We start from the raw sequence: 24,129 nt of genomic DNA, 5'->3' as shown, positions 1-24,129 counted from the left end.
TCACCGCCTCGGCGCGGCCGAGCAGCACAAGCTTCCCCACTTCGCTGTTCGACGCCCCCCGCCTCGACAAAACCCTCATGCGGCCGCACCCCGTCGGCAGCATGTCGGAAAACCGTCGTCCCCCGAACACCCCGCCAGTTCCACGGGACTGCAATCCAGCGCGAGAGCGATGCGCCCGAGCTCGTTCAACCGGAACGAGCCGGGCGCGGCCAGCCGTTGGACCAACGCCGCCTCCGAGAGCCCGGTGCGCCGGGCCAGCTCGGGCAGATCCACCCCCGCCGCACTCATGGCGACCTCGACTCTGGAGGCGATGCATCTATCTTCTAGTTCCATATGGAGCACTGTAAGGTCCGTATGGACCTTCAGCAAGTCCATACGGACCAGTAACTAGAGCGACACACGGAACTGGCACTTATGCGCCAACACGCCGTATGTGTTTGCAAGAACGCCGTTCGGACTTCACAATGGTCCGTATGGAATTGCGGGACATGGACGGCGAGATCAATCGCGCGGTCGGCAGCGAGTTGCGCGCCGCGCGGGCCCGGCGGGGCCTCACCCGGCCGCAGCTCGCGGCCGCTTCGGGATTGGCGGTGAGCACCATTCAGCGGTTCGAGAACGGCGAGCGCTCACCGGACATGCTGCAACTACATGCCCTGTGCAACGCCCTCGGCATCTCGCCGCAGGAGATCGTCGCCAAGACGATCGAAGTCGTCGAACGACATCGGGAATAATTCCCGCGGATCTCGCCCCAGTTCCCAAGCCGCCCGAATCACATCGCTGACCGTGGCGGTCCCCTGCTGTATCCGCCGGACGATCTCGACACCCAAACCCGCACCGACGATTGTCAGCGCTTCACCATCCAGCAACGCGCCGAACCACGTCGCCCATCTGCTCGCCTCCATGCGGCTTTATCCCCTCTTATTTGAAGACCCACAACGGATCCCATGACCTCCCGGCCCCGAAGGACCGATTTTTCCGTATGCCGGGGAGCTGCACCGGCCGGAAACAAAGGAAGGACGCCCACCCCGCGAACGCCAGCTCTCGTCCGCCTGCCCTACCCGAAAGGGTGGCAATCCACCTCGATCTATCCCATACCTTCCATCCGTCCGTATGCCCAGCCGCACAATATATTTCGGACATATCCGACGGCCGGAGTATACACAGCGAGACGGGGTTTTGATCAGATACACACGTAGCCAACGCATCCCGGCCTGATGAACGCAAGACCCCGGTATCCGGGTCCGCCTCGTCGACTGCCAAAGAGAGGCGGACCCGGGCCCGAGGGAGCGAGGATTCAGACCTCGCCGCCGCTCCCCACCGCCAGCGCCGTCGTGATGACCACCGACAGCGGTGGGAGTTTGTTGTCGGGGCTCGGCGGCACGACCCAGTGGCACCCTTCCCGGGTCCATCTACCGAGACCGGTCGGCAACATGACGGCACTGCCGATGGCGGGGATGCCGATATCCAAACGGTTGAGTACGTCGAGAACCTGTGTGCCCGGTCGACTGTCGGGCACCACCAGGAAACTCCACCGGATCTGGCGGGCCAGCATGGGACCGGCCATCCCCTGTTCGGACAGGGAGTCGCGGACGCGCTCGGCGCGCCTCGTGGGCAGATGCACGACGCCGATCCGCCCGGTGATCGGTAGCATGACGAAGCCACCGCGCTCGGTAACCGGCAATCCGAATTCGTGCCGGTAGAACGCCACCCAATCCTCGACAGTCCTGAGCTTCTCCACGTTCACGGCGAACTCCCTCGATCCTCTCCCAGCTTCGCCTCCGGAGACCCCCGTTCGGAACGCACGCCCGCCCTCCTTGCGCTGCCCTTCCGCTGCCTCTGTCCATGGCACCTGCAAAATCGCTGATACCAGCTCGGTTTCGGCTGTGGCCATGATCACCATGCGCTCGTACCCTGGATTACGGAGCTCGTTGCGGAAGGGATGACATCGTGGTCCGGCAGTGGTCAGGGAAAGAAGCCCGCGCCCTCCGCGATGCGAAGCGGATGAGTATCCGGGAGTTCGCGGCACATCTGGGTGTGCACGAGCGCCTGGTCTCGAAATGGGAAGCAGGTGGCGCCCGGGTACACCCCCGCCCGGTGAACCAGGCTGCCCTCGATACATCTCTTGCCAGGTCCGACGATGTTGTGCGGGCACGGTTCGCGGCGTTGATCGATCAGCCCCTTATCGATCGACCCGCACCTGAATTCGAGGTGCGCGGCGAGAATTCCGCGCACGCCAAGTATTCGAGCGACGCGGAACTTTTGGCACTCGTAGACGCTGGTGCGATGAGAGGTGATGCGTTAGCAGCGATTTCGGAGAGGGATCTGATCATGGCGGCTGCCCACGAAGCAAGCGAGCACGCCGGCCGGGCCGAGGCGACCAACGTAGGTGCGTCCACGTTGGAACAACTCGACGCTGACGTCACGCGCATCGCAAACGATTATGTCCATGTGCCACCGGTGCCGATGATGGTGGAGATGCTACGCGTCCGGCGGCGGGTGTACCGGCTGCTCGAGGGCCATCAAAGGCCCTCGGACACAAGTCATTTGTACCTGCTGGCCGGTACGCTTTCCGGCCTGCTGGCCAATGCCAGCACCGATCTCGGCTATCACGACGCCGCGGGCGAACAGGCCCGGGCCGCCTGGGCCTATGCGGAGCTGTGTCAGCACAACGGATTACGGGCCTGGACCCGCGGCATGCAGGCGTTGATCGAATACAAATCCGAGCGCCCGCGGCGCGGGGTGCTGCTGGCCCAGAACGGGCAGCAGTACGCCGAATCGGCGACGGCGCGGGTGCGGCTGCACAATATCGAGGCTCGCATCTGGTCGAAGCTGGGCAGCGTCGCCGATACCGAGCGCTGCATCCGGGAGGCCGATTCGGCTCGGGAGAGTTCCGAGCGGGATTCCCTGCACGACGAGGTGGGCGGCGTCTTCGGTTTCAACGAGCCGAAGAGCCACTACTACGCCGGGGCCACCTACATCCATCTGGACCAGGCCACACCGGCGCTGGAGGCGACCCAGCGCGCGATCGAGCTGTACACCAGCGGGCCGGAGGAGCAGCGCTCCTACGGCGCCGAATCGCTGGCCCGGGTGGACAACGCGGCCGCGCATCTGATCAACGGCAGCCTCGACGGGGCCGCCGAGGCGTTGCGGCCGGTGCTGGAGCTGGCCGAGGACAAGCGCATCGCTCAGCTGGAGGAGCGCCTGACCAAACTGCGTCGGCGCATCGCCGCGCCACCGTTCCGGGACGCGGTGGAGGCCCGCCACCTGGACGAACGCATCGAGGAATTCTGCGGAGCCACGGCGGCCGTGCGGATGATCCCGGTGCATTTGTCGGCGTAGGGGACGGGCGAAAAAGGGGCTTGCCTGCCAGTGGCACCATTGGACGGGTGAGCCCTACCAGCCAGTCATCGCATCTACCGCCGCGCGTTCTGGAGCAGTCCACCAAGCTCCAGAACGTCGTCTACGAGATCCGGGGGCCGGTGCACGCCCATGCGGCGCGGCTGGAGGCCGAGGGGCACCGCATTCTCAAGCTGAACATCGGCAATCCGGCTCCGTTCGGGTTCGAGGCGCCGGATGTGATCATGCGCGACATGATCGCGGCGCTGCCGTACGCGCAGGGCTACTCGGAGTCCAAGGGCATCCTGTCGGCGCGCCGGGCGATCGTGACCCGCTACGAGCTGGTTCCGGGCTTCCCGGAGTTCGATGTCGACGACGTCTACCTGGGCAACGGCGTCTCCGAGCTGATCACCATCACCATGCAGGCACTGTTGGACAACGGCGACGAGGTGCTCATCCCCGCGCCGGACTATCCGCTGTGGACGGCCATGACCAGCCTCGCGGGCGGTACGCCGGTGCACTATCTGTGCGACGAGTCCAACGGCTGGCAGCCCGATATCGCCGATATCGAGTCGAAGATCACCGACCGGACCAAGGCACTGCTGGTCATCAATCCGAACAATCCGACCGGCGCGGTGTATTCGACCGAGGTGCTGCAGCAGCTGGTGGACCTGGCCCGCAAGCATCGGCTGCTGCTGCTGGCCGACGAGATCTACGACAAGATCCTCTACGACGACGCCAAGCACATCTCCCTGGCGACGCTCGCGCCGGATCTGCTGTGTCTGACGTTCAACGGGCTGTCCAAGGCGTACCGGGTCGCCGGATACCGCTCGGGCTGGCTGGTGATCACCGGGCCGAAGGAGCATGCGGCCGGATTCCTGGAGGGTATCGACCTGCTCGCCTCCTCCCGCCTGTGCCCGAATGTGCCTGCGCAGCATGCGATTCAGGTGGCGCTCGGCGGCCATCAGAGCATCGATGATCTGGTGCTGCCCGGCGGCCGCCTGCTCGAGCAGCGCGATGTGGCGTGGGAGAAGCTCAACATGATCCCGGGTGTGTCGTGCGTGAAGCCGCGCGGCGCGCTGTATGCCTTCCCGCGACTGGATCCCGAGGTACACGAGATCCACGACGACTCCAAGCTGATCCTGGATCTGCTGCTACAGGAGAAGATCCTGATGGTGCAGGGAACCGGATTCAACTGGCCGTATCACGACCATCTGCGGATCGTGACGCTGCCGTGGGCGCGGGATCTGGCGGTCGCGATCGAGCGGTTCGGCAACTTCCTGGCCAGCTATCGGCAGTGACGACAGCCGATCGGGTTCGTTGCCGCGCGAAACAAACCGTGAGTCCGAAAAATTGAGGTTTTTGAAGACTTAGCTAGCGCAAAGAACGGCCGTTTGTGTACAGTAGTCCTTGGCACTCAAGGTGCCCGGCCGAGCCGCCTACCCCCCCTGGGCCGCTCGGCCCTGGGTTCGACCGCCTACCCCCCTGGGCCGTCGGATCCCTGGGTGGCGGAGACATCCCCCTGCTCTCCGCCACCCCCTCCCGCCTCTCAACTGGGCATTCTCCAAATCTTCAGCGGTGAACCGCATTCGGTCCGGGTCCGCGGTCGCAACCCTCGCCGTAGTGTTGTTGAAAACCAAATCCTTTAAGCTCGCTTCGGTCAGGTACGCAAGGGACAGGTAGGGACCGGTGAGCGACCACCATCACCACCACCATCACTCGGGGCCGATCGCGATCGGCGCCACCGCGGCCCGGGTCGTGGTCGGGCTACTCATCGGCATCGGCATGCTCGTGGTCATCGGTGCGATCTGGTTGTGGCCCAGCCGTCAGCACATCGACATTCCACTGCCGATGCAGAACAGCGGGGGTGGCGCCGTGGTGACCGAGGGTGGCACGGTGGTCATGCAGGACGTGGGGCCGTGCGGCAGCCAATCCAACGGCAAGGTCTTCGACGACACCCCGCTGCCGCCGCCCGCCAGCTCCTACACCTGCCAGCGCAGCATGATCGCCATTGAGTCCGGTCCGCACCAGGGCAAGCACACGCTGCTCGAAATCGCTCCCGGCCCAGGTCAACCCGATCTGCACGCCGGGGACAAGATCCGGATCGTGCGGCAGAACGATCCGAGCGGTACACCGGTCTACTCCTTCGACGACTATTCGCGCGGCTGGCCGCTGGCGCTGATCGGAATCGCGTTCACGGTCGTGATCGTGGCCGTGGCGCGCTGGCGCGGATTGCGCGCGGTGCTCGGGCTGGTGTTCGCCTTCGGGGTGCTGGTGGCGTTCATGCTGCCCGCGCTGCTGGACGGAAAACCCGCACTGCCGGTGGCCCTGGTGGCGGGCTCACTGATTCTCTATGCCGTGCTGTATCTGGCGCACGGGGTGAATCTGCGAACCAGTTCGGCGCTGCTGGGGACGTTGAGCGCGATGGTGCTGTCCGCGGTGCTGTCGGTGGTGACGCTGAAGCTCACCCATGTGACCGGGTTGTCGCAGGAGGACAACACCAATGTCGCGACCTATATCCAGCACGTCAGCATCACCGGGCTGCTGCTGGCGGGGTTCATCATCGGCTCGCTCGGTGTGCTCAACGATGTGACCATCACGCAGGCGTCGGCCGCCTTCGAGCTGGCCTCGCTCGACGAGGAGGCCTCCCGCCGTGAGGTTTTCGCCGCGGCCATGCGGGTGGGGCGCGATCACATCGCCAGCACGGTGTACACCCTGGTCCTCGCCTATGCCGGTGGGGCGCTGCCGCTGCTGCTGATGTTCTCGGTAGCGGGGCGTTCGATGCGCGATGTGCTGACCGGGGACGCGGTGGCGATCGAGATCGCCCGCTCGGCGGTGGGCGGCATCTGCCTGGCCCTGTCGGTACCGCTGACGACGGCGATCGCGGTGGTGCTGGCGCGGCCGTTCTCGCTGCGTGCCGAGCTCATGGGTGCGGGCTCTCGAAGGGCTCGTGGGCACGATGAGGACGACAGCGATTCGCCGCGACGGCGGGTCGCCGTGCGGGCGCATACGCACGACGAGGACGACACCGAGCCGCCACGCAGACGGGCCATCGCGCGCACGCACACCCTCGACGAGGACGACACCGAACCACCACGCAGACGGGTCGCCCCGCGGACGCACACCCTCGACGAGGACGAGATCGAAACGCCGCGCAGACGGGTCTCCGCACCGTCGTACACGGATGACGAAAGCGCCTCGGTGAGAATGCGATTGGGTACGCAGAATCATGCCCAGGACGAGATCAGCGACGAAATGGCCGCGACGAGTGGGAATTTCGTTCCCCGCAGACGTCACCGGGATGAGGATGACCAGGAAATCGGCTCGACGCGCAGCGGTTTCGCCGCACAGGATCCCGTCGAGGACGGCTACCACGACGCCTATCCGGCCGCGCAGTTCCACGATCCCACGGGGGACTACCGAAACATCCCGCACCCCGGCATACCCGAAACCGGCCACGGCGGCCGGGTCGGCACCGGTCGGATCGCCGACGACTACGGCTACGAACGGGTGAGCGGCGATCTCGGAGCCCATCACGCGGCCGACGACGAGGCGGCTCACCAGCAGCAGTACTACAGCGCATCCGAAACCGGATACGGCGGCACCTACGACGGCTTCAGCACACCCGGTCAGCACGCGCGCGACGACGACTACGACGATCCGCCGAGCTACCACCCGGGTGTGAGTTATCCACAGCAGCCCCCGGCCCAGCCGTATCCGCGATCCGGCCAGCCGGAGGATTGGCAGCCCGAGGAAGCCGAGCGACCACGGCATCGGTACCGCCGGGATTGGCCGCCGAGCGATTACGACCGCTGAGCGTTACTGCGGCGGTCCGGGGAACAGCGGGGGCAGCGGCGGAATCGGCGGGACGACGATCGGCGGCAGGCCCGGCACCACGATGGTGTTCGGTCCCGGCGGAGGCGGCGGCGGCTCGGTGGTGGGCTGGTAGCGCGGGGGCGGGGCGGCGACCGACTCCATGGTGGTGTCGGTGGGCGCGGGGGTCGCCGTGGGTTCGGCGACGGTGGTATGCGGGGTGCTGGTCTCGGTCGTCGTGGGCGAGGTCTTGCTGCTCTGTGAATTGCCCTGCAGCACCTGCGGGGCCCAGCCCAGGCCGAGACCGACCGCGGCCACGACCACCAGCGCGCCGACCGCGACACCGGCGACGCTCATCTCCCGCCGCCGACCGCGAGCCAGTTCCAGGCCGCGGCCGACCTTGGCCTCGCGGCGGGTGCGCGGGGCGGAGTCGTCGGATAGCCAGGCCGGTTGTAATTGTTCGGTGTCCTCGGTGTGCGACGGGCCCGGCTGCGGCGCGGCGACCGGGCGGGCCGGGCGAGCCAGCAGCGCCGCCCCGCGGGCCACGACCGTCTCCGGATGTGCGGGCACCACCACGGGCATACCCAGCCAGCGCCCCAGGACCCGGGTGACCAGCGGAATCTGAGCGCAGCCGCCGATCGCGACCACGGCCTGCACGGCCTGCTCGGAGCGCATGATCACATCGCGGGCCATGCGGGCCGAAGACTCCACGGCCAACATGATCAGCGCCTCGAAATTCTCCTGCGAGATCAGCACCAGGCCGTGTTCGGAGGGCAGCGCCACCGCGGTGTTGACCGACAGCTGCTCCTTGGCCTGTCGACACAGCGCGTCCAGCGCGGCCAGGCCCTCCGGATCCGGCGGGTGCGCGATCCGGCCCGAGGCGATCTGCTGTTCGCGGATCAGCGAATCCAGGTAGTCGCCGCTGATATCGCTGGTGCGCTCGCTGTAGAGGATCTGGCGGCTGGCGACGTCGACCACGCTCACCGACAGGCCGGAGCTGCCCAGGTCGTAGAGCGCGATGGTGCGGAAGCCGGACAGCTCTCCGGCCGACTCCAGGAACTGCAGGGCCGCGACCACCTCGGGCACCAGTTCGTAATTGGTCAGCTGCCGGCGGGCCAGCGCGGCGCGCAGGGCGCGGGCGTGCTGTTCGCTGCGGAAGGCGATGGCGGTGGCGGCGACTTCCGGGCTGAGCGCGGCGCCGAGGCCGTCGGCGGCGACCTCTTCGACCCGCTGATCGTCCACGGGCAGGGTCTGCAACTCGAAATGATCCGGGGCGAATCGCTCGGCGGAATTTCCGGGCGCGGGGCGCGCGAGGCGAATGGCGCCCGCTCCCACCGAAACTCCCAATACCGAACTCATCTGCTGCCCATCTCGTTCTCACACTCCACGACGTGCGCGGCGCCCGCCGCCTGCGGATGGCCAGCGTCGCCCCACGGTGGGGGTCACTGTACCTGCTCGGACCACCCTACGGCGTGCCGAGCCCGGCGTACACCCATCCCGCAGCCCGCCAAGCGGCGCGATCGAGACAATTCCGGCCGTCGATAATGGACCGGGACCGGACCACCGGGGCCAAATCCTGCGGCCGTAAAGCCGTGAATTCCGCCCACTCGGTCAGCACGAGCACCACGTCGGCGCGTTCACACGCCTCGGCGACCGAGGTCGCGTAGTTGAGCGTTGGGAAAACTTTGCGCGAATTCTCCAAGGCCTTCGGGTCGTACACGGTGACCACCGCGCCGTGCAGCTGGATCATTCCGGCCACATTGAGGGCGGGCGAATCGCGCACGTCGTCGGATTCGGGTTTGAAGGCCGCACCGAGCACGGCGATATTGGCGCCCAGCAGCGAACCGCCGCACGCCTTGGCGGCCAGATCGACGACCTTCGTGCGGCGGCGCATATTGATGTTGTCGACCTCGCGCAGGAAGGACAGGGCGTGATCGGCGCCCAGTTCGCCCGCGCGGGCCATGAAGGCGCGGATGTCCTTGGGCAGGCAGCCGCCGCCGAAGCCGAGGCCCGCATTGAGGAAGCGACGGCCGATGCGGGCGTCGTGGCCCAGCGCGTCGGCGAGCACGGTGACGTCGGCGCCGGTCGCCTCGCAGACCTCGGAGACCGCGTTGATGAACGAGATCTTCGTCGCCAGAAAGGCATTCGCGGAGACCTTCACCAATTCGGCGGTGGCCAAATCGGTCAGCAGATATGGCACCTCGGCCGCGATCAGATCGGCGTAGATCTCGCGCACGAGTTCCTCTACCCAGGAGGAGTTCGCGCGAGCGCGATCCACCCCGACCACCAGCCGGTCCGGGCGCAGCGTGTCCTGAACGGCGTAGCCCTCGCGCAGGAACTCCGGATTCCAGGCGACCTCCACCTCGGTCGAGGCGGCGGCCCGGGCTCGGGCGCCGAGTTCGGCGGCGGTCCCGACCGGCACTGTCGACTTGCCGATGATCGCCGCCGGGCGCTCGAGCATGGGCGCGAGCGTATCGACCACCGCGTGTACATACCTCAGATCCGCCGCGTACTCCCCCTTCTTCTGCGGCGTGCCGACCCCCAGGAAGTGCACATCGGCATGGGCCGCGGCGTCTTCGTAGGAGGTCGTGAACCGCAACCGCTTGCGATCGAGATTGCGCCGCAACACCTCTTCCAGCCCCGGTTCGTAGAACGGCACCACCCCGTCGGACAGCTTGGCGACCTTCCCCGGGTCGACATCGACCCCGACCACCTCATGCCCGAGCTCGGCCATGCACGCGGCATGGGTGGCTCCCAGATACCCAGTCCCGAACACCGTGAGACGCATGATCGATTGGTAAGCGCCAGCGATGGCCACCCCGCGTCCGCGAGGCAAGTCCCCGGGCAACATCAGATGTACAAGCGGAAACCCGCAGTTCCGCAGGGCATCCCGACTCGCCTGCGAAAAATGTTGGCCACCAACCGGATACGGCGGGGAAAAGATCGAGCAAAGAGCCGGTGACGGGAATCGAACCCGCACTCTCAGCTTGGGAAGCTGATGTTCTACCACTAAACTACACCGGCGCTGCCCCACGGGGCGCTGGGGAGACGATAGCAGACCCTCGGTCGCGGCAGCCAACTTCCCAGGTAGGAGGTGGCGACCTGGGATTATGCCGGACGTGACCAGACTCACCATACGACCGTACAGTCGCTGAGAAGTCGTGGTGACCAGGGGCTTTCACGGGCATGCGGTGGGCATGGCGGTGGAAAATCGGATGCTTCGCAAGGAAGCGAACCGGAATAGTGGCGCGAGACCGGTGAGTTGAGCGGACTGTTCCCGTCTGATGTGTGTGGCGCCCAGCAGTCGAGACCGCCTCGGCCCACATGTCGTCGACCACTCACGAACGCTCCGGAGGTACCCGTTGTCCGCCGAAATATCCGCTAGTCCGGCCAGACGGACCCCGACAGTCGTCCGGCTGTTGGTGCTCGCGACATTCGTGGTGATCTTGAACGAGACCGTCATGATCAATGCGATTCCGCGGCTGATGACCGATCTGGACGTCACCGAGCGGGCGGCGCAGTGGGTGTCCACGGCGTTCATGCTGACGATGGCGGCCGTCATTCCGGTGACCGGATGGTTTCTGCAGCGAGTCACGACCCGGCGGGCCTACGCGATCGCGATGGGCGTATTCCTGCTCGGCACCGCGCTGTCGGCGATCGCACCCTCGTTCGCGCTGCTGCTGGTCGGGCGGGTCGTGCAGGCGGGCGGCACCGCGGTGATGATGCCGCTGCTGATGACCACGCTGATGACGGTGGTACCCGAACACGATCGGGGCCGGGTGATGGGCAATGTCACCCTCGCCATCTCGGTGGCGCCCGCGATGGGTCCGGTGCTGTCGGGGCTGGTCTTGCAAATCGCCTCGTGGCGATGGCTGTTCGTGCTGGTGCTGCCGATCGCGGGCGCGGTCACCTGGCTGGGCCTGCGACGGCTGGAGGACATCGGGGAACCGGAGACCGGCGCGATCGACTGGGCCAGCGTGGCCTTCGCGGCGCTCGGTTTCGGCGGACTGGTGTACGGCCTGAGCCGGTTCGAGACCGGCAATGCCACCGGGCCGGTGCTGATCGTGGTGGCCGGTCTCGCCCTGATCGGCATCTTCGCCTGGCGTCAGCTGCGACTGCAGCGCAGCGGAACTCCGCTGCTGGATCTGCGCATCCTGGCCTTCGGCACCTACACCAAGGGCCTGGTCCTGATGTCGGTGGCGTTCCTGGCGATGCTCGGCTCGATGATCCTGCTACCGCTGTATCTGCAGAATCTGCGCGGCCTGAGCCCGCTGCAGACCGGACTGCTGGTCATGCCGGGCGGGCTGGCGATGGGTCTGCTGGGACCGACCGTCGGCCGCCTGTTCGACCGCTTCGGCGGCCGGGTGCTGGTGATTCCGGGCGCGCTGGGCATCACGCTCGCACTGGCCGGATTCACCCAGATCTCGCGGACCATGCCGTACTGGCAGCTGCTGGTTCTGCACATCGTGCTGATGGTGTCGCTGGCCGCGGCCTTCACCCCGGTCTTCACGCTGGGGCTGGGCGCGCTGCCGCCGCACCTGTACTCCCATGGCAGTTCGATGCTGGGCACGCTGCAGCAGGTGGCCGCCGCGCTGGGCACCGCGCTGGTGGTGACCGTGATGTCGGCCCGCAGCACCGCGCTGATCGCGGACGGCGTCGAGGCGACGACCGCGCATCTGGACGGGATGCGGTTGGCGTTCGGTGTCTCGGCGGCGCTGTCGCTGCTGGTGTTCGCGATGGCGGTGCTGCTGCCGAACCGATCCAGCACCTCGGCGGAGGCGTCCGACGAGCCCGTTCTGGTGCACTGACCCGAGCCTGATTCGAATGACCCGAATTCCGCCGCGCGACGGCGGGATTCGGGTCATTCCTGGTTCCGGACCGGGCTCAGCATCCACAACCACCAGCCGGAGCGGGGGTATTGGAGGGTGTAGGAGGTGACGTAGACCGCCTGCGGGATGCCGGTGACGGGATCGATGTGGATCATGGTGGGCCTGGGTCCGAACTCGTCGGGCTTGGTGTTCCACATACGGTCCCATTCCGGTGCCCGACTGCACGACCGGATGAGTTCCGCACTGGCCTGCGGCTCCATCAAACCCGGAGCCATCATCTTCAGCGAATACACGAAGTTGTGGGCGACCGCGTCCCAATCGCCGATCACCTTGCGGGCGTTCGGGTCGAGCAGTATCCATTCGACGAGGCTGATGCCCGGTTTCAGGCCCGGCAGCGCGCGCCGGGCGGCGGGATTGGCGGCCATGATCCGATACGTACGGATCTCCTGGTAGCACGCGGGGGTCGAAATGGCCTCCAGTGCGGATATCTCGTGCGGAATCGGCCGAACGTGATCGGACATCTGCGATTCGGCGTGCATGCCGGTGAACGACTGCACCTGCGTCGGCTCGAGACCGAGAGCAATGAGCAGTGGGCGCAGTACGCCCTGTGTAATGGGGCGCTTGTTGCGTTCGATCGCGGACAGTGTCTCCTCGGAGATCCCTACCATTTTGGCGAGCTGGGCCTGGGTGAGATCGTTGTCGATTCTTCGCTCGCGGATGAAATTGCCCAGATTCTTGATGGACGGCGACATCTGAATTTCTATTCGGACCAGGCCACGACGTTCGGGTGGCTGTCCACGTCGCCGGGATCGATGACCGGACTGATGATCCACAGCGCCCAACCCGCACGGGGGTATTGGAGGGTGCAGGAGGTGAGGTAGACCGGTTGTGGAATGCGGGTGACGGGATCGATGTGGGTGAGGGTCATGGGTCCGAACTCGTCGGGTTCGGTATTCCACATGCGATCCCATTCCGGGGCCTGACTGCATGTCCGGATGAGTGATTCGCCGACCTCCGGGTCCATCAGGGCCCGTGCCGTTATTTTCAGCGAATGGACGAAGTTGTGCGCGGCCGCTTCCCAGTCGCCGATCACCTCGCGGGCGCGCGGGTCGAGCAGCACCCATTCGACGAGGGCGAGGCCCGGTTCCAGACCCGGCAGCGCGTGCCGGGCGGCGGTGTTGGCGGCCACGATCCGGTAGGTCCGGACCTCCTGGTAGCAGGCGGGAGTCGAGATGGCCTCGAGTGCGGATATCTCCTGGGGAATCGGCCGGACGTGATCGAGCCGCCGCGGTCCGGCGTACATGTCGGTGAACGCCCTCGCCAGCGAGGGGTCGATGCCGAGGACGGTGAGTAGTGGGCGCAGCACGCTCTGGGAGATGGGGCGCTTGTCGCGTTCGATGGCGGACAGCGTTTCCTCGGCGATCCCGACCATTGTGGCGAGCTCAGCCTGGGTGAGTTCGGCGCGATTTCTCCACTCCCGGACCCAGGTGCCGAGATTGCGAATGGACGACATCGAAAAGATTCCTTACTCCTACCCGGACAAGATGTACGGGTTGCAGGTGTTGACTGCGGCGCGACCACTATCCAATGCTGTTAGCGGGCAGGGCAAACGCATCTCGCCCGAATCCGGGGGTCGGGGTGGGCTACCGACTCGTTGGAGGGGAGAGCCGGATGCCCACCCCGTCGGCTTCGCCGGACGGGGGCAGGGGAGGGGGTAGGGGTTGGGCCGGGGCGGGTCGAGGGGTTACGGCCCGGGCCGGTGGGGGCGGGGCAGGTGCAGGCCGAAATAGACGGCGGCCATGCGGAGGGCGAAAACCACTCCGGCGGAGATCAACGCGGCCGGGCCGGGGCCCGAGCCCAGGTGGTGCATGCCGAGATAGCAGCAGGCGCCGATCAGCGCGGCGATGGCGTAGACGTCCTCGCGCAGCAGTAGCGGGGGGAATTCGCCGCACAGCACATCGCGAACGACCTCGCCGGTCACGCCCGTCATCACCGACAGAATGATCACCGCCAGGGGTGTGGCGCCCACCTCGATGGCCGCGCGCGCACCGATCACGGTCACCACCGCCAGGCCGATGGCATCGACGACCAACAGTGATTTTCGCGGCAGCGTCCAGAATCGGAGATAGGCGATGGTCGCCAGGCCGACGCCGCCGATCACCGTCAGCAGCACCCAGTCGTGGGTCCAGTACAGCGGGTAGCGCCCGAGGATCACATCCCGGAGCGTGCCGCCGGAAATGGAGGCGGCGAAGGCCAGGGCGAGGCCGCCGAACGGATCCATATTGGCCCGGTACGCGGCCAGCACTCCACTCGCGGCAAAGGCCGCCACACCGACCAGATACAGCACGTGCAGCATGCGCACATGATGTCAGCAACCTTCCGGCGGCCCGCTCCCCGCTGCCCGCCGCGGAGACCGACACACTACGCTCTGTCGACGTGCTGCTTTCCGATCGCGATATTCGTGCCGAGCTGGCCGCGGGCCGGCTCGCGCTGGAACCGTTCGACGAGAAGCTGGTTCAGCCGTCGAGTATCGATGTGCGACTGGATCGGATGTTCCGGGTGTTCAACAACACTCGCTACACCCATATCGATCCGGCTCAGCGGCAGGACGAGCTGACCACCCTCGTCGAACCCGTCGACGGGGAGCCGTTCGTCCTCCATCCGGGCGAATTCGTGCTCGGCTCGACGCTCGAGGTGTGCTCGCTGCCCACCGATCTGGCCGGGCGGCTGGAGGGGAAATCGAGCCTCGGCCGGTTGGGACTGCTCACCCACTCCACGGCGGGATTCATCGATCCGGGATTCAGCGGGCACATCACCCTGGAACTGTCGAATGTGGCGAATCTGCCGATCACGCTGTGGCCGGGCATGAAGATCGGCCAGCTGTGCCTGTTCCGGCTGTCCAGCCCGGCGGAGAATCCCTACGGCAGCGCGGCAGCGGGGTCCAAGTATCAGGGCCAGCGCGGCCCCACGCCGTCGAAGGCGTACCTGAACTTCCCGCTGCCGCAGCAGGGCTGACCTTATTGCGGCGGCAGGACGTGCACGCCGGACTTGTCGGTCGACAGGGCCAGTGAGCTGATGTACTGGATCTCCCCCGCCGGTCCGGGCACCGCGGAGGCGATCATGTCCGGCCGTTCGAACTCCATGCCGGTGACGTGGCAGGTCAGCGTCTCGCCCGACGGATTGCCGTGCTCGTCGAACATCGGCGCCGCGATCCCGTCGTCGGTGCGGCGCAGATAGTAGCGGCCCTTGGTCGCCAGCGCGGTCAGCGGCGTCGCGACGAAGGAGATCACCACGGCGACGATCGGCGAATAGGGCTTCAGCGTCTCACCGAAGACGCCGAAGAAGGTCATGATCGACAGCACCGCCGACAGGCCGAACCCAACCAGCCCAACGGGATTCACGTTGTAGAGCATGCCGCGGCGGAACTCCGGCTGCTTCGGTGAGATCTTCAGCAGGTACTTGTTGACCGCGATATCCGTTGCGACGGTGACGATCCAGGCGATGCCGCAGTTGGCGTAGAAGCCGAGAATGTTGTTGAGGAAGTCGAACATGTTGGCTTCCATCAGGATCAGTGCGATCGCCAGATTCAGGCCCAGGAACACCAGCCGGCCCGGATAGGTCTTGGTAACCCGGGTGAAGGAGTTGGTCCATGCCAGCGAGCCCGAATAGGCGTTGGTGACGTTGATTTTGATCTGGCTGATCACCACCAGCACCACCGCGAGTGTCATCGCCAGCCAGGACGGCACCATATCGCGGTAGATCTCCAGGAACTGATGCACCGGCTGATTCGCGATGTCCTGGGCGCCAGGCAGATTCGCGATCAGATAGACCGCCAGGAACAGGCCCACGACCTGCTTGATCGCACCGAAGACCACCCAGCCCGGACCGGCGAGCAGCACCCAGGTCCACCACTTGCGGGCATTCTCGGGGGTTTTCGGCGGCATGAAGCGCAGATAGTCGATCTGCTCGGCGATCTGGGCGATCAGCGACAGGCAGACGCCCGCGGCCATCAGCGCGCCGGTCAGGCTGACCCCGCTGCCGTCCTTGCCGCCGTAGGCAAGGAAGGAATCGATCGAATCCGGATGGCGGACAACGAGAAAGACGAAGGGAGCCACCATCAGCAGCAGCCACAGCGGGGTGGTCCACACCTGGAGTTTGGCCAGGGTGTTCATGCCGTAGATGACCAGTGGGAAGATCAACACCGTGGACACCAGATAGCCCAGCCACAGCGGAATGCGCAGGCCGAGATTCAGCCCCTGCGCCATGATCGAGCCCTCGAGAGCGAAGAAGATGAAGGTGAACGACGCGAACACCAGATTGGTGATCACCGAGCCGTAGTAGCCGAAGCCGCTGCCGCGGGTGATCAGGTCCAGGTCGATGTTGTAGCGGGCGGCATAGTAGGCCAGCGGGAATCCGGTGAGCATCACCACGATCGCGAAGATGCCGATGCCCAGCAGGGCGTTGCCGGTGCCGTTGGCGATGCCGATATTGGCGCCGATGGCGAAATCGGCCAGGTAGGCGATACCGCCGAGCGCGGAGACGCCCACCACCGCCGGGCTCCACTTGCGATAACTACGCGGCGCGAAGCGCAGCGTGTAGTCCTCCAGGGTTTCCTTCGTCGCGGCGACCGAATTCTCCTGCCGCGCCTGCACCTCGACCACTCGTCACTCCTCACTCCCGCTCGTCGCGAACGGGGTTCGGAGATGAGATTCACGGCCGAATGTAGAGCCACTTTTTCCGGGCAGTTACGGATACGTTACTTCCCTTTGGTAACGATCAGCAGCGCTCGAATGCCGCCTTGACGTATCCGGCCGATTGGTAGGCGTACTGGTAGGCCCACCGCAGCGGCGAGATGCGCGGCTGCGCCACCACGATGAGAAGCTCGCCGTCCCAGCACTTTTCGAGGATGTAGCGGGCACGGGAGACGTGCGGGGTGAAGGTCACCACGATCACGCGATGCCAGTTGCCCGCCCGGGCCCGGGCCGCCAGTTCGCGGCCCTCGCCCCGGGTGGTGCGCGGATCGGGGTCGAAACAGTCGACCTCGAAGGAGTAGCCGCCGTGGCAGATCCGGTTCATCAGCGCGCTGTGCTCGTAGGGGTCGGAGAACAGCACGCGGGGTGCGTAGCCGTCGCGAGCCAGCCGCAGGCCCAGTTCCTCGCGGCCGTCGTGCGCCCCGCCGAGCACCACGATCGCGTCGGCCCGCACGGGGGTGTCGATGCGCGGGCGCACGTACACCGGCCACAGTGCGGCAACCGCCGCGGCGACCGCGACCGCCGACGCCGCGGCCGCCCGGAGAACGCGCCGCCCGCTCAGCGGGTCAGCTGGGGTTGAAGCATTCGGTGGCGATCTTCTGCGCGGCCGAACGGGCCTTCTCGGCATCCTGTTTGCTCATGCCCGTGCCCGGATCGGCGGTGGGAGCCGTATTGGACTTGGTCATGGTGCGCAGGCCGTCCTGCGAGATACCGGCATCGACAAAGTGTTTCGCCGCACAGTCGGCCAGGTTGGCCTGCAGACCGCCGGACTGCAAGGACTTGGAGACGTCGGCCTGGGTGATCTGCGGCTGGGCGTCCTTGGTGTCGGAGCCGCCGCAGGCCGCCAGTAGCGGCAGGGCGACGAATGCGGCGGCTATCAGCGAAATCCTCAACTGTTCCTCGATTCTCGCGAGTAGGTCGGCAGCGGCGGCGCGGGCACCGCCGTGGTGATCCTGCCGTATCACGCGGCGGGGCAACAGACGTGGGTCAAAGATCCATGGCCGCGCGCAGCGCGGTGTCGAGCCGCTCGACGGTTGCGGCATCGACCTCACCGATGCGTTCGGCGAGCCAGCCGCGGTAGATGCGGCCCAGATTCCCGGCGTGCACCCAGCCGTGCCCCGGGATGGACACCGCGAGGATGTCGTCGGGGTCCGCCGCCTCCACCTCGGCCGCGATCAGCCAGGGGCGCGGGGATTCGTTGATGCCGTCACTGGAGATGAGGACGACATTTCGGCGCCGAGGCGAACCGTGCGGGTTGTAGGTCCACAGTTCACCCCTGCGCACGCAGCTCCCTCTCGGCGGCCGCCAGCTCCGCCTCGTCGGCGGCGGCCAGCGCGGTCGGATCGGGCACCGGACCACAACCGGTGCGCACGGCCTCGCGCCGGGCGGCCTTGGAGATCCAGGCGGACGGGGACATCCCCGCTCGCGCCGCGGCCTGTTCGGCATACGACCAGGCCGCCTCGTCGAGGGAAAGAGTCACCTTGCGGGTTGCCATACCAATTATCTTACCGTTCGCCCTCGCTCCTCCGCTGCGCTCCGGGGCGGGGGAATCGAGGTGGGAGCTGCGCGGGGCAGGAAGGGGTGCTGCGTGGACCGAGAGCGCTCGGGGCGGGAGTGGGAGATGGGAGAGGGTGGAGCTGTTGGCGGTGTGTCAATTGTTGTTAGGGTGAGCGGGGTCACCTAGTGCGGGAGTTGGCGGATGTTGAATCATCAGCGGGTTGGGCGGGGGCAGCCCTTGGTTTTGGTGCATGGGGTGGGGAGTCGGTGGCAGGTTTGGGAGCCGGTCATGGGGTTGTTGGCCGAGCGGTTCGAGGTGATTGCGGTGGATCTGCCGGGGTTCGGGGGGTCGGAGGCGTTGGCGGAGACGAGTGTGGACACGCTCACGGACGCGGTGGCGGGGTTTTTGGCGGACGTGGGGGTGGAGCGGCCGCATCTGGCGGGGAATTCCATGGGTGGGCTGATTTCGTTGAATCTCGGGGCGCGCGGGTTGGCGCGGAGTGTGACGGCGTTTTCGCCGATCGGGTTCTGGTCGACAGTGGGGCGGATCTGGTGTCAGCAGGCGCTGGGGCGGTCCAAGGATTTGGGGATGCTGTTGCGGCCGACGCTGCCGAGGGTGCTCGGGACGGCCGCGGGGCGTACGGCCTTTCTCGGGCTGGTCTTCGGCAGGCCGTGGGCGGTCGGGACCCGCATCGCCCTCGACACGGCGTACGGCGCGATGGATGCGCCCGGACTCGATGCGGCGCTGGGCTCTTTCGAGCACGCCCGGCTGCAGGACGCTGGGCGGCTGGCGCGGATTCCGGTCACCATCGTGTGGGGCGATCGCGACATCCTGCTCACCTACGCGACGCAGAGTCGGCGCGCGCGGGCCCGGCTACCGCACGCCCGCCACGTGACCCTGCACGGCAGTGGCCACACCCCGTTCTACGACGACCCCACCGGATGCGCGAAGATTCTGCTGGAGTCGACCAAGGGGACGCCATGAGCCATGTATCGCTGACCATCGACGCCGACCGCGCCTACGTCGCGCTGGATCGCCCGGACAAGCACAACGGCCTGACCATTCCGATGCTGCGCGAGCTGGTGCGGGTGGCGCGCGAGATCGGCAAGCGCGACGACGTCCGAGCGGTCGTCCTGACCGGCAACGGCCCCAGCTTCTCGAGCGGCCTCGATATCGCGAAGGCCGCCGGGGATCCGCTGACCATCGTGCGCAATTTCGTGCCGTTGCCCGGGCGCGGCACCAACACCTTCCAGGAGGCGTGCTGGGCCTGGCGGCGGCTGCCGCAGCCGGTCATCGCCGCGGTGCACGGGCACTGCTACGGCGGCGGGCTGCAGCTGGCGCTGGCGGCCGACTTCCGATTCGCCACCCCGGATGCGGATTTCTCGGTGATGGAGGTCAAGCACGGCCTGATTCCGGATATGACCGGGGCGGCGACCCTTTCCCGGTTGATCGGCATCGATAAGGCGCTGCTGCTCACGATGACCGCGGATCCGGTCGATGCCGCCTATGCCGAGCGAATCGGTTTGATCACCGAGGTGACCGCGGACCCGCGGGCGGCGGCGGAAAAACTCGCCGAACGCATAAGCGCCCGTTCGCCATATGCCGTCATGGCCGCCAAACGGTTGTTCGACCGCAGTTGGCAGCGCGGAACTCTGCGCACGCTCGGCATCGAACGCGCGACCCAGTTGCCGCTGCTGATTCGGCAGGCACTGGGCCGCCGCTGACTTTCGCGCGTGTAATTTCGCGCGGAAGTATTCGATCGTTACCCAAAATGTCGGTGGGTGACACCCACACGCTCTCGAAGCGCTGTTAGCATTTTCACACCTTGCCAGCCAAGTCGATGATCGTGTGCGGTGTCACAGATCTTCACGTGGGCCGCACCGGATCGGCGATAACCCGGAAGGCCCACCGACCTTGACCAAGACCAGATCCATCCTGCTGTCACTGGCGGGTGTCTCGGCCTTGCTCTTCACCGTCAATCCGCCTGCCGCGGCGAATCCCAACGCCATCAATCCGATTCCGGTGCTCAACGGCACCAGCGGCCTGCCGCAGCTGCCCGGCCGCACCCGCGCGGTATTCCAGGTGACCGGCATGGCCAGCCCCAACCACACCGAGAACAACAATGTGCTCGGCACCGATCTGGGCATCATGTGGGACAACGGTGCGGGGGAAATGCTCACCGCATTCGGCGACACCGCCGGGGTCGGCTTTCCGAATCTGCTCTCCGGCAGCGTGTGGGCCTGGCGATCGAATGTGCTGCTGCGCAGCCACACCCAGGACCCGAGCAACGGCATCTATTTCGACAGCGTGGTCCGGGACGGATTCGGCCAGGCCCGGGATCTGATTCCGAGTCCGAAGATTCCGTTCATCGAGATCAGCCGAATTCCGACCGCCGGTATCGCGGTGGACGGGGTCCAGTACATGAGTCTGATGTCGGTGCGCAGCTGGGACGAGGTCGGGCAGTGGTCGACGAATTTCTCCGGTCTGGCCGCATCGGCCGACAACGGGGAGACGTGGGCCGATCTGACCTTCACCCGCAGGCCCGACGAGGGCGGCAACTCGAACTTTCAGATGAATGCGTTCCTCAAGGACGGCGGGTTCGTCTACGAATACGGGACTCCCTCGGGGCGCAACCATTTCGCATATATCGCCCGGGTGCGCGAGCACGACATCCAGAATCTCGACGAATACGAGTACTGGGACGGCGAGCGCTGGCGCAAGGGCGATCCGAACGCCGCGACGCCCATCGCGGCCGGGGTGGGCGAGCTGTCGGTGATGTGGAACCAGTACCTGGGCCAGTACCTGATGCTCACCACCGACCCGTGGAACTCGGTGGTGATGCGGCGCGCCTCCTCCCCCGAGGGTCCGTGGAGCCCACCGGAGGTGCTGATCGACACCCGCGAGCTGCCCACCGCCTACGCCCCCTCGATCTTCCCGTATCAGACCGGCCGCGATCTCTACTTCCTCACCACCGTGCACAGCCAGTACAACGTCCTGTTGATGCGAACGACCCTGTAGCCGAACCACATACACTCGGCGGCATGGACGCGGCGGAGTGGGACGAGCGGTATGCCCGGAGCGAACTGGTCTGGGGCGCACCGCCGAACGCGACCGTCGTGGAGCACGTGTACGGGCTGGAGCGGCGGGTGCCGCTGCAGCCCGACGCGCCCGGTGCGGAGCCGCCCGCCCTGCCCCGTGCGCTGGATCTGGCGTGCGGGGAGGGTCGCAACGCGCTGTGGCTCGCCACGCATGGTTGGCAGGTGCGGGCGGTGGACTTCTCGCAGGTCGCCATCGACAAGGGACGCACGGTCGGCTCGCGGCTGTCGCGGTCGGTGCGCGCTCGCATCGAGTGGCAGTGCGCCGATGTGACCGATCTGGCCGCGGCCGGGGTGGATGGGCCGTTCGAGCTGATCCTCATGGTCTTCCTGCATCTTCCGGACGGACAGCGCCGCGCGGTGCTGGCCCAGGCCGCCGAGCGGCTGTCCCCCGGCGGGACGCTGCTGGTGCTCGGGCACGACAGCCGCAATCTCACCGAGGGCTGTGGCGGGCCGCAGGATGCGTCGATCCTGTTCACGCCCGACGATGTGGTGCGGGATCTGGCCGCGGCCGGGGACCATGTGCGGGTGCGGGTGGCCGATCGGGTGCTGCGGGCGACCGAGGGCGGGGATGCCATCGACGCGCTCGTGGTCGCGACGCGGATCGTGCCCGATCTGGAAGAGCAGGCGACGGCCGGCTGAGTCAGGCCGCGGACCAGCGGCGCAGCCATGGCTCGACGGTCGCGGCGATCTCGTCGAAGCCGGATCGGAAGGAATGCGGCTGGCCGGCGATGATGCGCACCTCGGCCGCGTCGGCCGGGTCCGGGATGCCGAACGGATCGCGGGCGCCGTTGATCACCACGACGTCGACATGTTCGGCGGCCGCGCGCAGTTCGGCGCGCCGGGTCTTTTCCGGCTTACCCGGTGGGTGCAGCGGAAACGACAGCGCGAGAACGCCTTTCGCCCCGACCTCGACGGCGGTGCGGCAGGCCACCCGCGCACCGTTGCTGCGCCCGCCCTGGACCAGCGGCACATCGCGGACCTTCTCGCGCAGGGCGGTGACGATCTCCGTCCAGGCCGCGTCCTGCACCGTGGCCGATCCCGGGGCGCGGCGACCGGCGACCCGATAGGGCTGGATCACGCGGGCCACGGCGATGCCGAGATCGACCGCGCGATCGCGGACGGCCAGCAGATCCTTGGCATCGACGCCGCCGCCGGAACCGTGGGTCAGCAGGAGGAGCGATACCGGACGCTTGGGCCGGTCCAGTTCGATCTCCGCAGGTCCCGCACTCGTCTGGATGCGCACACCTCACGCTAACCCCACATGAGGTCGAAAGAGCTAGAGGGGCTTGACGGGCGTGGGCTTGTTCTTCGCGTCACAATCCGCCGTAAGAGCCTTGGAGTGCCTATTACTCGTCGGTAATATACGGTGTAAGTTACCCGCGAGTAGTAGGCGGACTTCCGGCGACTACCCCGGTGGCAACAGCTGGGCGGGAACGGAACAGACACCGACCGCACCAACTCAACGGAGAGTGAGTAACAGACATGGGTCACTACAAGAGCAACGTCCGCGACCTGGAGTTCAACCTCTTCGAGGTGCTCGGTCTCGGCCCGATCCTCGACTCCGGCGCCTTCGGCGACCTGGACACCGACACGGTCAAGGAGATGATCAACGAGGTTCGTCGCCTGGCCGAGGGTCCGCTCGGTGAGTCCTTCGCCGACGCCGACCGCAACCCGCCGGTATTCGATCCCAACACCCACAGCGTCACGCTGCCGGAGTCGTTCAAGAAGAGCTACCGCGCGCTGCAGGAGGGTGGCTGGGACAAGCTGGGCATCGCCGAGGAGCTGGGCGGCCTGCCCTTCCCGCGCACTGCCTACTGGGCCATCGCCGAGCTGATCCTCGGCGCGCAGCCCGCCGCGTTCATGTACGCCGCGGGTGCGGGCTTCGCGAACATCTTCTACAACAACGCCACCGAGGAGCAGAAGGGCTGGGCGAAGATCGCCGCCGAGCAGGGCTGGGGCGCCACCATGGTGCTGACCGAGCCCGATGCCGGTTCGGATGTGGGCGCGGGTCGCACCAAGGCGGTCCAGCAGGAGGACGGCTCCTGGCACATCGAGGGCGTCAAGCGCTTCATCACCTCGGCCGATTCCGACGACCTGTTCCCGAACATCATGCACCTGGTGCTGGCCCGCCCCGAGGGTGCGGGCCCGGGCACCAAGGGCCTGTCGCTGTTCTTCGTGCCGAAGTTCCACTTCGACCACGAGACCGGTGAGCTGGGCGAGCGCAACGGCGTTTTCGTCACCAACGTCGAGCACAAGATGGGCCTGAAGGTCTCGGCCACCTGCGAGGTGACCTTCGGCGGCCACGGCATTCCGGCCAAGGGCTGGCTGGTCGGCGAGGTGCACAACGGCATCGCGCAGATGTTCGAGGTCATCGAGCACGCCCGCATGATGGTCGGCACCAAGGCCATCTCGACGCTGTCGACCGGTTACCTGAACGCGCTGGACTACGCCAAGCAGCGCGTGCAGGGTGCGGACCTGACCAAGGCCTCCGACAAGACCGCCCCGCGCGTCACCATCACCCACCACCCGGACGTGCGCCGCAGCCTGGCCACCCAGAAGGCTTATGCCGAGGGCCTGCGCGCGGTGTACCTGTACACCGCCGCCCATCAGGATCCGGTGGTGGCCGAGCAGGTTTCCGGTGCCGATGCCGATCTGGCCGCGCGGGTCAACGATCTGCTGCTGCCGATCGTCAAGGGTGTCGGCTCGGAGCGGGCCTACCAGTACCTGACCGAATCGCTGCAGACCCTGGGTGGTTCGGGCTTCCTGCAGGACTACCCGATCGAGCAGTACATCCGCGATTCGAA

Annotated in this window: 23 protein-coding genes, 1 tRNA gene and 1 pseudogene; 11 read left to right on the top strand and 14 right to left on the bottom strand. The window is 66.8% G+C overall.

From position 1 onward, the window contains the following. Positions 1–75 precede the first annotated feature (75 nt). The gene (locus NDR87_RS27620; protein ID WP_251916198.1) at positions 76–333 is read right to left on the bottom strand and encodes a helix-turn-helix transcriptional regulator; all 258 of its coding nucleotides are present in this window, start codon (positions 331–333) and stop codon (positions 76–78) included. A 140-nt stretch (positions 334–473) separates the two neighbouring features. On the opposite strand from NDR87_RS27620, the gene NDR87_RS27615 reads away from it, so the two are divergent. Next, entirely contained in the window at positions 474–731 is a 258-nt protein-coding gene (locus NDR87_RS27615; RefSeq protein ID WP_251916196.1) for a helix-turn-helix domain-containing protein, read from the top strand. Between the two features lie 563 nt (positions 732–1,294). Here the strand turns inward: NDR87_RS27615 and NDR87_RS27610 are convergent. Next, positions 1,295–1,744, bottom strand: coding sequence for a hypothetical protein (locus tag NDR87_RS27610; protein ID WP_251916194.1), 450 nt, complete (start codon positions 1,742–1,744; stop codon positions 1,295–1,297). Between the two features lie 704 nt (positions 1,745–2,448). On the opposite strand from NDR87_RS27610, the gene NDR87_RS27605 reads away from it, so the two are divergent. From NDR87_RS27605 to NDR87_RS27595, 3 genes and pseudogenes are all read left to right on the top strand, one after another. Then, positions 2,449–3,339 carry an XRE family transcriptional regulator gene (locus NDR87_RS27605; RefSeq protein ID WP_251916192.1) on the top strand — a complete coding sequence of 297 codons (891 nt, stop codon included), beginning with the start codon at positions 2,449–2,451 and terminating at the stop codon, positions 3,337–3,339. A gap of 38 nt (positions 3,340–3,377) precedes the next feature. Continuing rightward, positions 3,378–4,637: a pyridoxal phosphate-dependent aminotransferase gene (locus NDR87_RS27600; RefSeq protein WP_372494315.1), complete on the top strand. Its 1,260-nt coding sequence runs from the start codon at positions 3,378–3,380 to the stop codon at positions 4,635–4,637. A gap of 388 nt (positions 4,638–5,025) precedes the next feature. Continuing rightward, a pseudogene (locus NDR87_RS27595) lies at positions 5,026–6,240 on the top strand (YibE/F family protein); the annotation flags it as partial. A 915-nt stretch (positions 6,241–7,155) separates the two neighbouring features. Here the strand turns inward: NDR87_RS27595 and NDR87_RS27590 are convergent. From NDR87_RS27590 to NDR87_RS27580, 3 genes are all read right to left on the bottom strand, one after another. After that, complete coding sequence (locus NDR87_RS27590) at positions 7,156–8,508, bottom strand: Hsp70 family protein (protein WP_251916187.1); 1,353 nt, start codon at positions 8,506–8,508, stop codon at positions 7,156–7,158. A gap of 106 nt (positions 8,509–8,614) precedes the next feature. Next, positions 8,615–9,937 (bottom strand): UDP-glucose/GDP-mannose dehydrogenase family protein, encoded by a 1,323-nt coding sequence (locus NDR87_RS27585; RefSeq protein ID WP_251916185.1) that lies wholly within the window; start codon positions 9,935–9,937, stop codon positions 8,615–8,617. Between the two features lie 165 nt (positions 9,938–10,102). Beyond that, positions 10,103–10,173 (bottom strand) — tRNA-Gly (locus NDR87_RS27580). Positions 10,174–10,565: 392 nt separating this feature from the next. Here NDR87_RS27580 and NDR87_RS27575 point away from each other — a divergent pair. Beyond that, positions 10,566–11,957, top strand: coding sequence for an MDR family MFS transporter (locus tag NDR87_RS27575; protein WP_251916527.1), 1,392 nt, complete (start codon positions 10,566–10,568; stop codon positions 11,955–11,957). A gap of 53 nt (positions 11,958–12,010) precedes the next feature. Here the strand turns inward: NDR87_RS27575 and NDR87_RS27570 are convergent, their stop codons facing one another. The 3 genes from NDR87_RS27570 to NDR87_RS27560 form a co-directional block, all read right to left on the bottom strand. Continuing rightward, a complete protein-coding gene (locus NDR87_RS27570) occupies positions 12,011–12,730 on the bottom strand; it encodes a helix-turn-helix domain-containing protein (protein ID WP_251916184.1) in 720 nt (239 codons plus the stop codon). Between the two features lie 8 nt (positions 12,731–12,738). After that, positions 12,739–13,491 (bottom strand): helix-turn-helix domain-containing protein, encoded by a 753-nt coding sequence (locus NDR87_RS27565; RefSeq protein ID WP_251916181.1) that lies wholly within the window; start codon positions 13,489–13,491, stop codon positions 12,739–12,741. 231 nt (positions 13,492–13,722) lie between these two features. After that, positions 13,723–14,334 (bottom strand): trimeric intracellular cation channel family protein, encoded by a 612-nt coding sequence (locus NDR87_RS27560; RefSeq protein WP_251916179.1) that lies wholly within the window; start codon positions 14,332–14,334, stop codon positions 13,723–13,725. An 80-nt stretch (positions 14,335–14,414) separates the two neighbouring features. Here NDR87_RS27560 and dcd point away from each other — a divergent pair, with 80 nt between their 5' ends. Continuing rightward, positions 14,415–14,993 (top strand): dCTP deaminase, encoded by a 579-nt coding sequence (gene dcd / locus NDR87_RS27555; protein WP_251916177.1) that lies wholly within the window; start codon positions 14,415–14,417, stop codon positions 14,991–14,993. Positions 14,994–14,995: 2 nt separating this feature from the next. On the opposite strand, the gene NDR87_RS27550 is transcribed toward dcd, so the two are convergent. The 5 genes from NDR87_RS27550 to NDR87_RS27530 all read right to left on the bottom strand — a co-directional run bounded on the left by NDR87_RS27550 (position 14,996) and on the right by NDR87_RS27530 (position 18,224). Continuing rightward, positions 14,996–16,639 carry a hypothetical protein gene (locus NDR87_RS27550; RefSeq protein WP_251916175.1) on the bottom strand — a complete coding sequence of 548 codons (1,644 nt, stop codon included), beginning with the start codon at positions 16,637–16,639 and terminating at the stop codon, positions 14,996–14,998. A 115-nt stretch (positions 16,640–16,754) separates the two neighbouring features. After that, entirely contained in the window at positions 16,755–17,213 is a 459-nt protein-coding gene (locus NDR87_RS27545) for a YdcF family protein (protein ID WP_308212155.1), read from the bottom strand. A gap of 82 nt (positions 17,214–17,295) precedes the next feature. Then, positions 17,296–17,622: a hypothetical protein gene (locus NDR87_RS27540; protein ID WP_251916172.1), complete on the bottom strand. Its 327-nt coding sequence runs from the start codon at positions 17,620–17,622 to the stop codon at positions 17,296–17,298. A gap of 94 nt (positions 17,623–17,716) precedes the next feature. Beyond that, positions 17,717–18,013, bottom strand: a complete 297-nt coding sequence (locus NDR87_RS27535) for a type II toxin-antitoxin system PemK/MazF family toxin (RefSeq protein WP_251916170.1) — start codon at positions 18,011–18,013, stop codon at positions 17,717–17,719. Next, positions 18,000–18,224, bottom strand: coding sequence for a hypothetical protein (locus tag NDR87_RS27530; RefSeq protein ID WP_251916169.1), 225 nt, complete (start codon positions 18,222–18,224; stop codon positions 18,000–18,002). The genes NDR87_RS27535 and NDR87_RS27530 overlap by 14 nt, the downstream gene beginning before the upstream one ends. Positions 18,225–18,428: 204 nt before the next feature. On the opposite strand from NDR87_RS27530, the gene NDR87_RS27525 reads away from it, so the two are divergent. From NDR87_RS27525 to NDR87_RS27510, 4 genes are all read left to right on the top strand, one after another. Then, positions 18,429–19,211 carry an alpha/beta fold hydrolase gene (locus NDR87_RS27525; protein ID WP_286014136.1) on the top strand — a complete coding sequence of 261 codons (783 nt, stop codon included), beginning with the start codon at positions 18,429–18,431 and terminating at the stop codon, positions 19,209–19,211. Then, complete coding sequence (locus tag NDR87_RS27520; RefSeq protein ID WP_251916164.1) at positions 19,208–19,951, top strand: crotonase/enoyl-CoA hydratase family protein; 744 nt, start codon at positions 19,208–19,210, stop codon at positions 19,949–19,951. Before NDR87_RS27525 ends, NDR87_RS27520 begins: the two co-directional genes overlap by 4 nt. Before the next feature lie 190 nt (positions 19,952–20,141). Then, on the top strand, positions 20,142–21,245 hold the full coding sequence (locus NDR87_RS27515; RefSeq protein ID WP_372494304.1) for a DUF4185 domain-containing protein: 1,104 nt from the start codon (positions 20,142–20,144) through the stop codon (positions 21,243–21,245). A 23-nt stretch (positions 21,246–21,268) separates the two neighbouring features. Next, positions 21,269–21,964 (top strand): bifunctional 2-polyprenyl-6-hydroxyphenol methylase/3-demethylubiquinol 3-O-methyltransferase UbiG, encoded by a 696-nt coding sequence (locus NDR87_RS27510; RefSeq protein WP_251916162.1) that lies wholly within the window; start codon positions 21,269–21,271, stop codon positions 21,962–21,964. Between the two features lies 1 nt (position 21,965). On the opposite strand, the gene NDR87_RS27505 is transcribed toward NDR87_RS27510, so the two are convergent. After that, positions 21,966–22,568, bottom strand: a complete 603-nt coding sequence (locus NDR87_RS27505) for an alpha/beta family hydrolase (RefSeq protein WP_251916160.1) — start codon at positions 22,566–22,568, stop codon at positions 21,966–21,968. A 239-nt stretch (positions 22,569–22,807) separates the two neighbouring features. On the opposite strand from NDR87_RS27505, the gene NDR87_RS27500 reads away from it, so the two are divergent. Beyond that, the coding region (locus tag NDR87_RS27500; RefSeq protein ID WP_251916158.1) for an acyl-CoA dehydrogenase family protein at positions 22,808–24,129 on the top strand (1,322 nt) is incomplete at its 3' end.

Source organism: Nocardia sp. CDC159, from assembly GCF_023740735.1.
In the GTDB taxonomy this organism is placed as follows: domain Bacteria; phylum Actinomycetota; class Actinomycetes; order Mycobacteriales; family Mycobacteriaceae; genus Nocardia; species Nocardia pulmonis.
This window is presented reverse-complemented; position numbering and strand designations above follow the sequence as displayed.

Bases quoted from the DNA above. Each gene is read 5' to 3' on its own strand.
- NDR87_RS27585 (WP_251916185.1), bottom strand. From the start codon at position 9,937: ATGCGTCTCACGGTGTTCGGGACTGGGTATCTGGGAGCCACCCATGCC.
- NDR87_RS27590 (WP_251916187.1), bottom strand. From the start codon at position 8,508: ATGAGTTCGGTATTGGGAGTTTCGGTGGGAGCGGGCGCCATTCGCCTC.
- NDR87_RS27570 (WP_251916184.1), bottom strand. From the start codon at position 12,730: ATGTCGCCGTCCATCAAGAATCTGGGCAATTTCATCCGCGAGCGAAGA.
- NDR87_RS27530 (WP_251916169.1), bottom strand. From the start codon at position 18,224: ATGGCAACCCGCAAGGTGACTCTTTCCCTCGACGAGGCGGCCTGGTCG.
- NDR87_RS27510 (WP_251916162.1), top strand. From the start codon at position 21,269: ATGGACGCGGCGGAGTGGGACGAGCGGTATGCCCGGAGCGAACTGGTC.
- NDR87_RS27615 (WP_251916196.1), top strand. From the start codon at position 474: ATGGAATTGCGGGACATGGACGGCGAGATCAATCGCGCGGTCGGCAGC.
- NDR87_RS27560 (WP_251916179.1), bottom strand. From the start codon at position 14,334: ATGCTGCACGTGCTGTATCTGGTCGGTGTGGCGGCCTTTGCCGCGAGT.
- NDR87_RS27565 (WP_251916181.1), bottom strand. From the start codon at position 13,491: ATGTCGTCCATTCGCAATCTCGGCACCTGGGTCCGGGAGTGGAGAAAT.
- NDR87_RS27520 (WP_251916164.1), top strand. From the start codon at position 19,208: ATGAGCCATGTATCGCTGACCATCGACGCCGACCGCGCCTACGTCGCG.
- NDR87_RS27620 (WP_251916198.1), bottom strand. From the start codon at position 333: ATGGAACTAGAAGATAGATGCATCGCCTCCAGAGTCGAGGTCGCCATG.
- NDR87_RS27525 (WP_286014136.1), top strand. From the start codon at position 18,429: ATGTTGAATCATCAGCGGGTTGGGCGGGGGCAGCCCTTGGTTTTGGTG.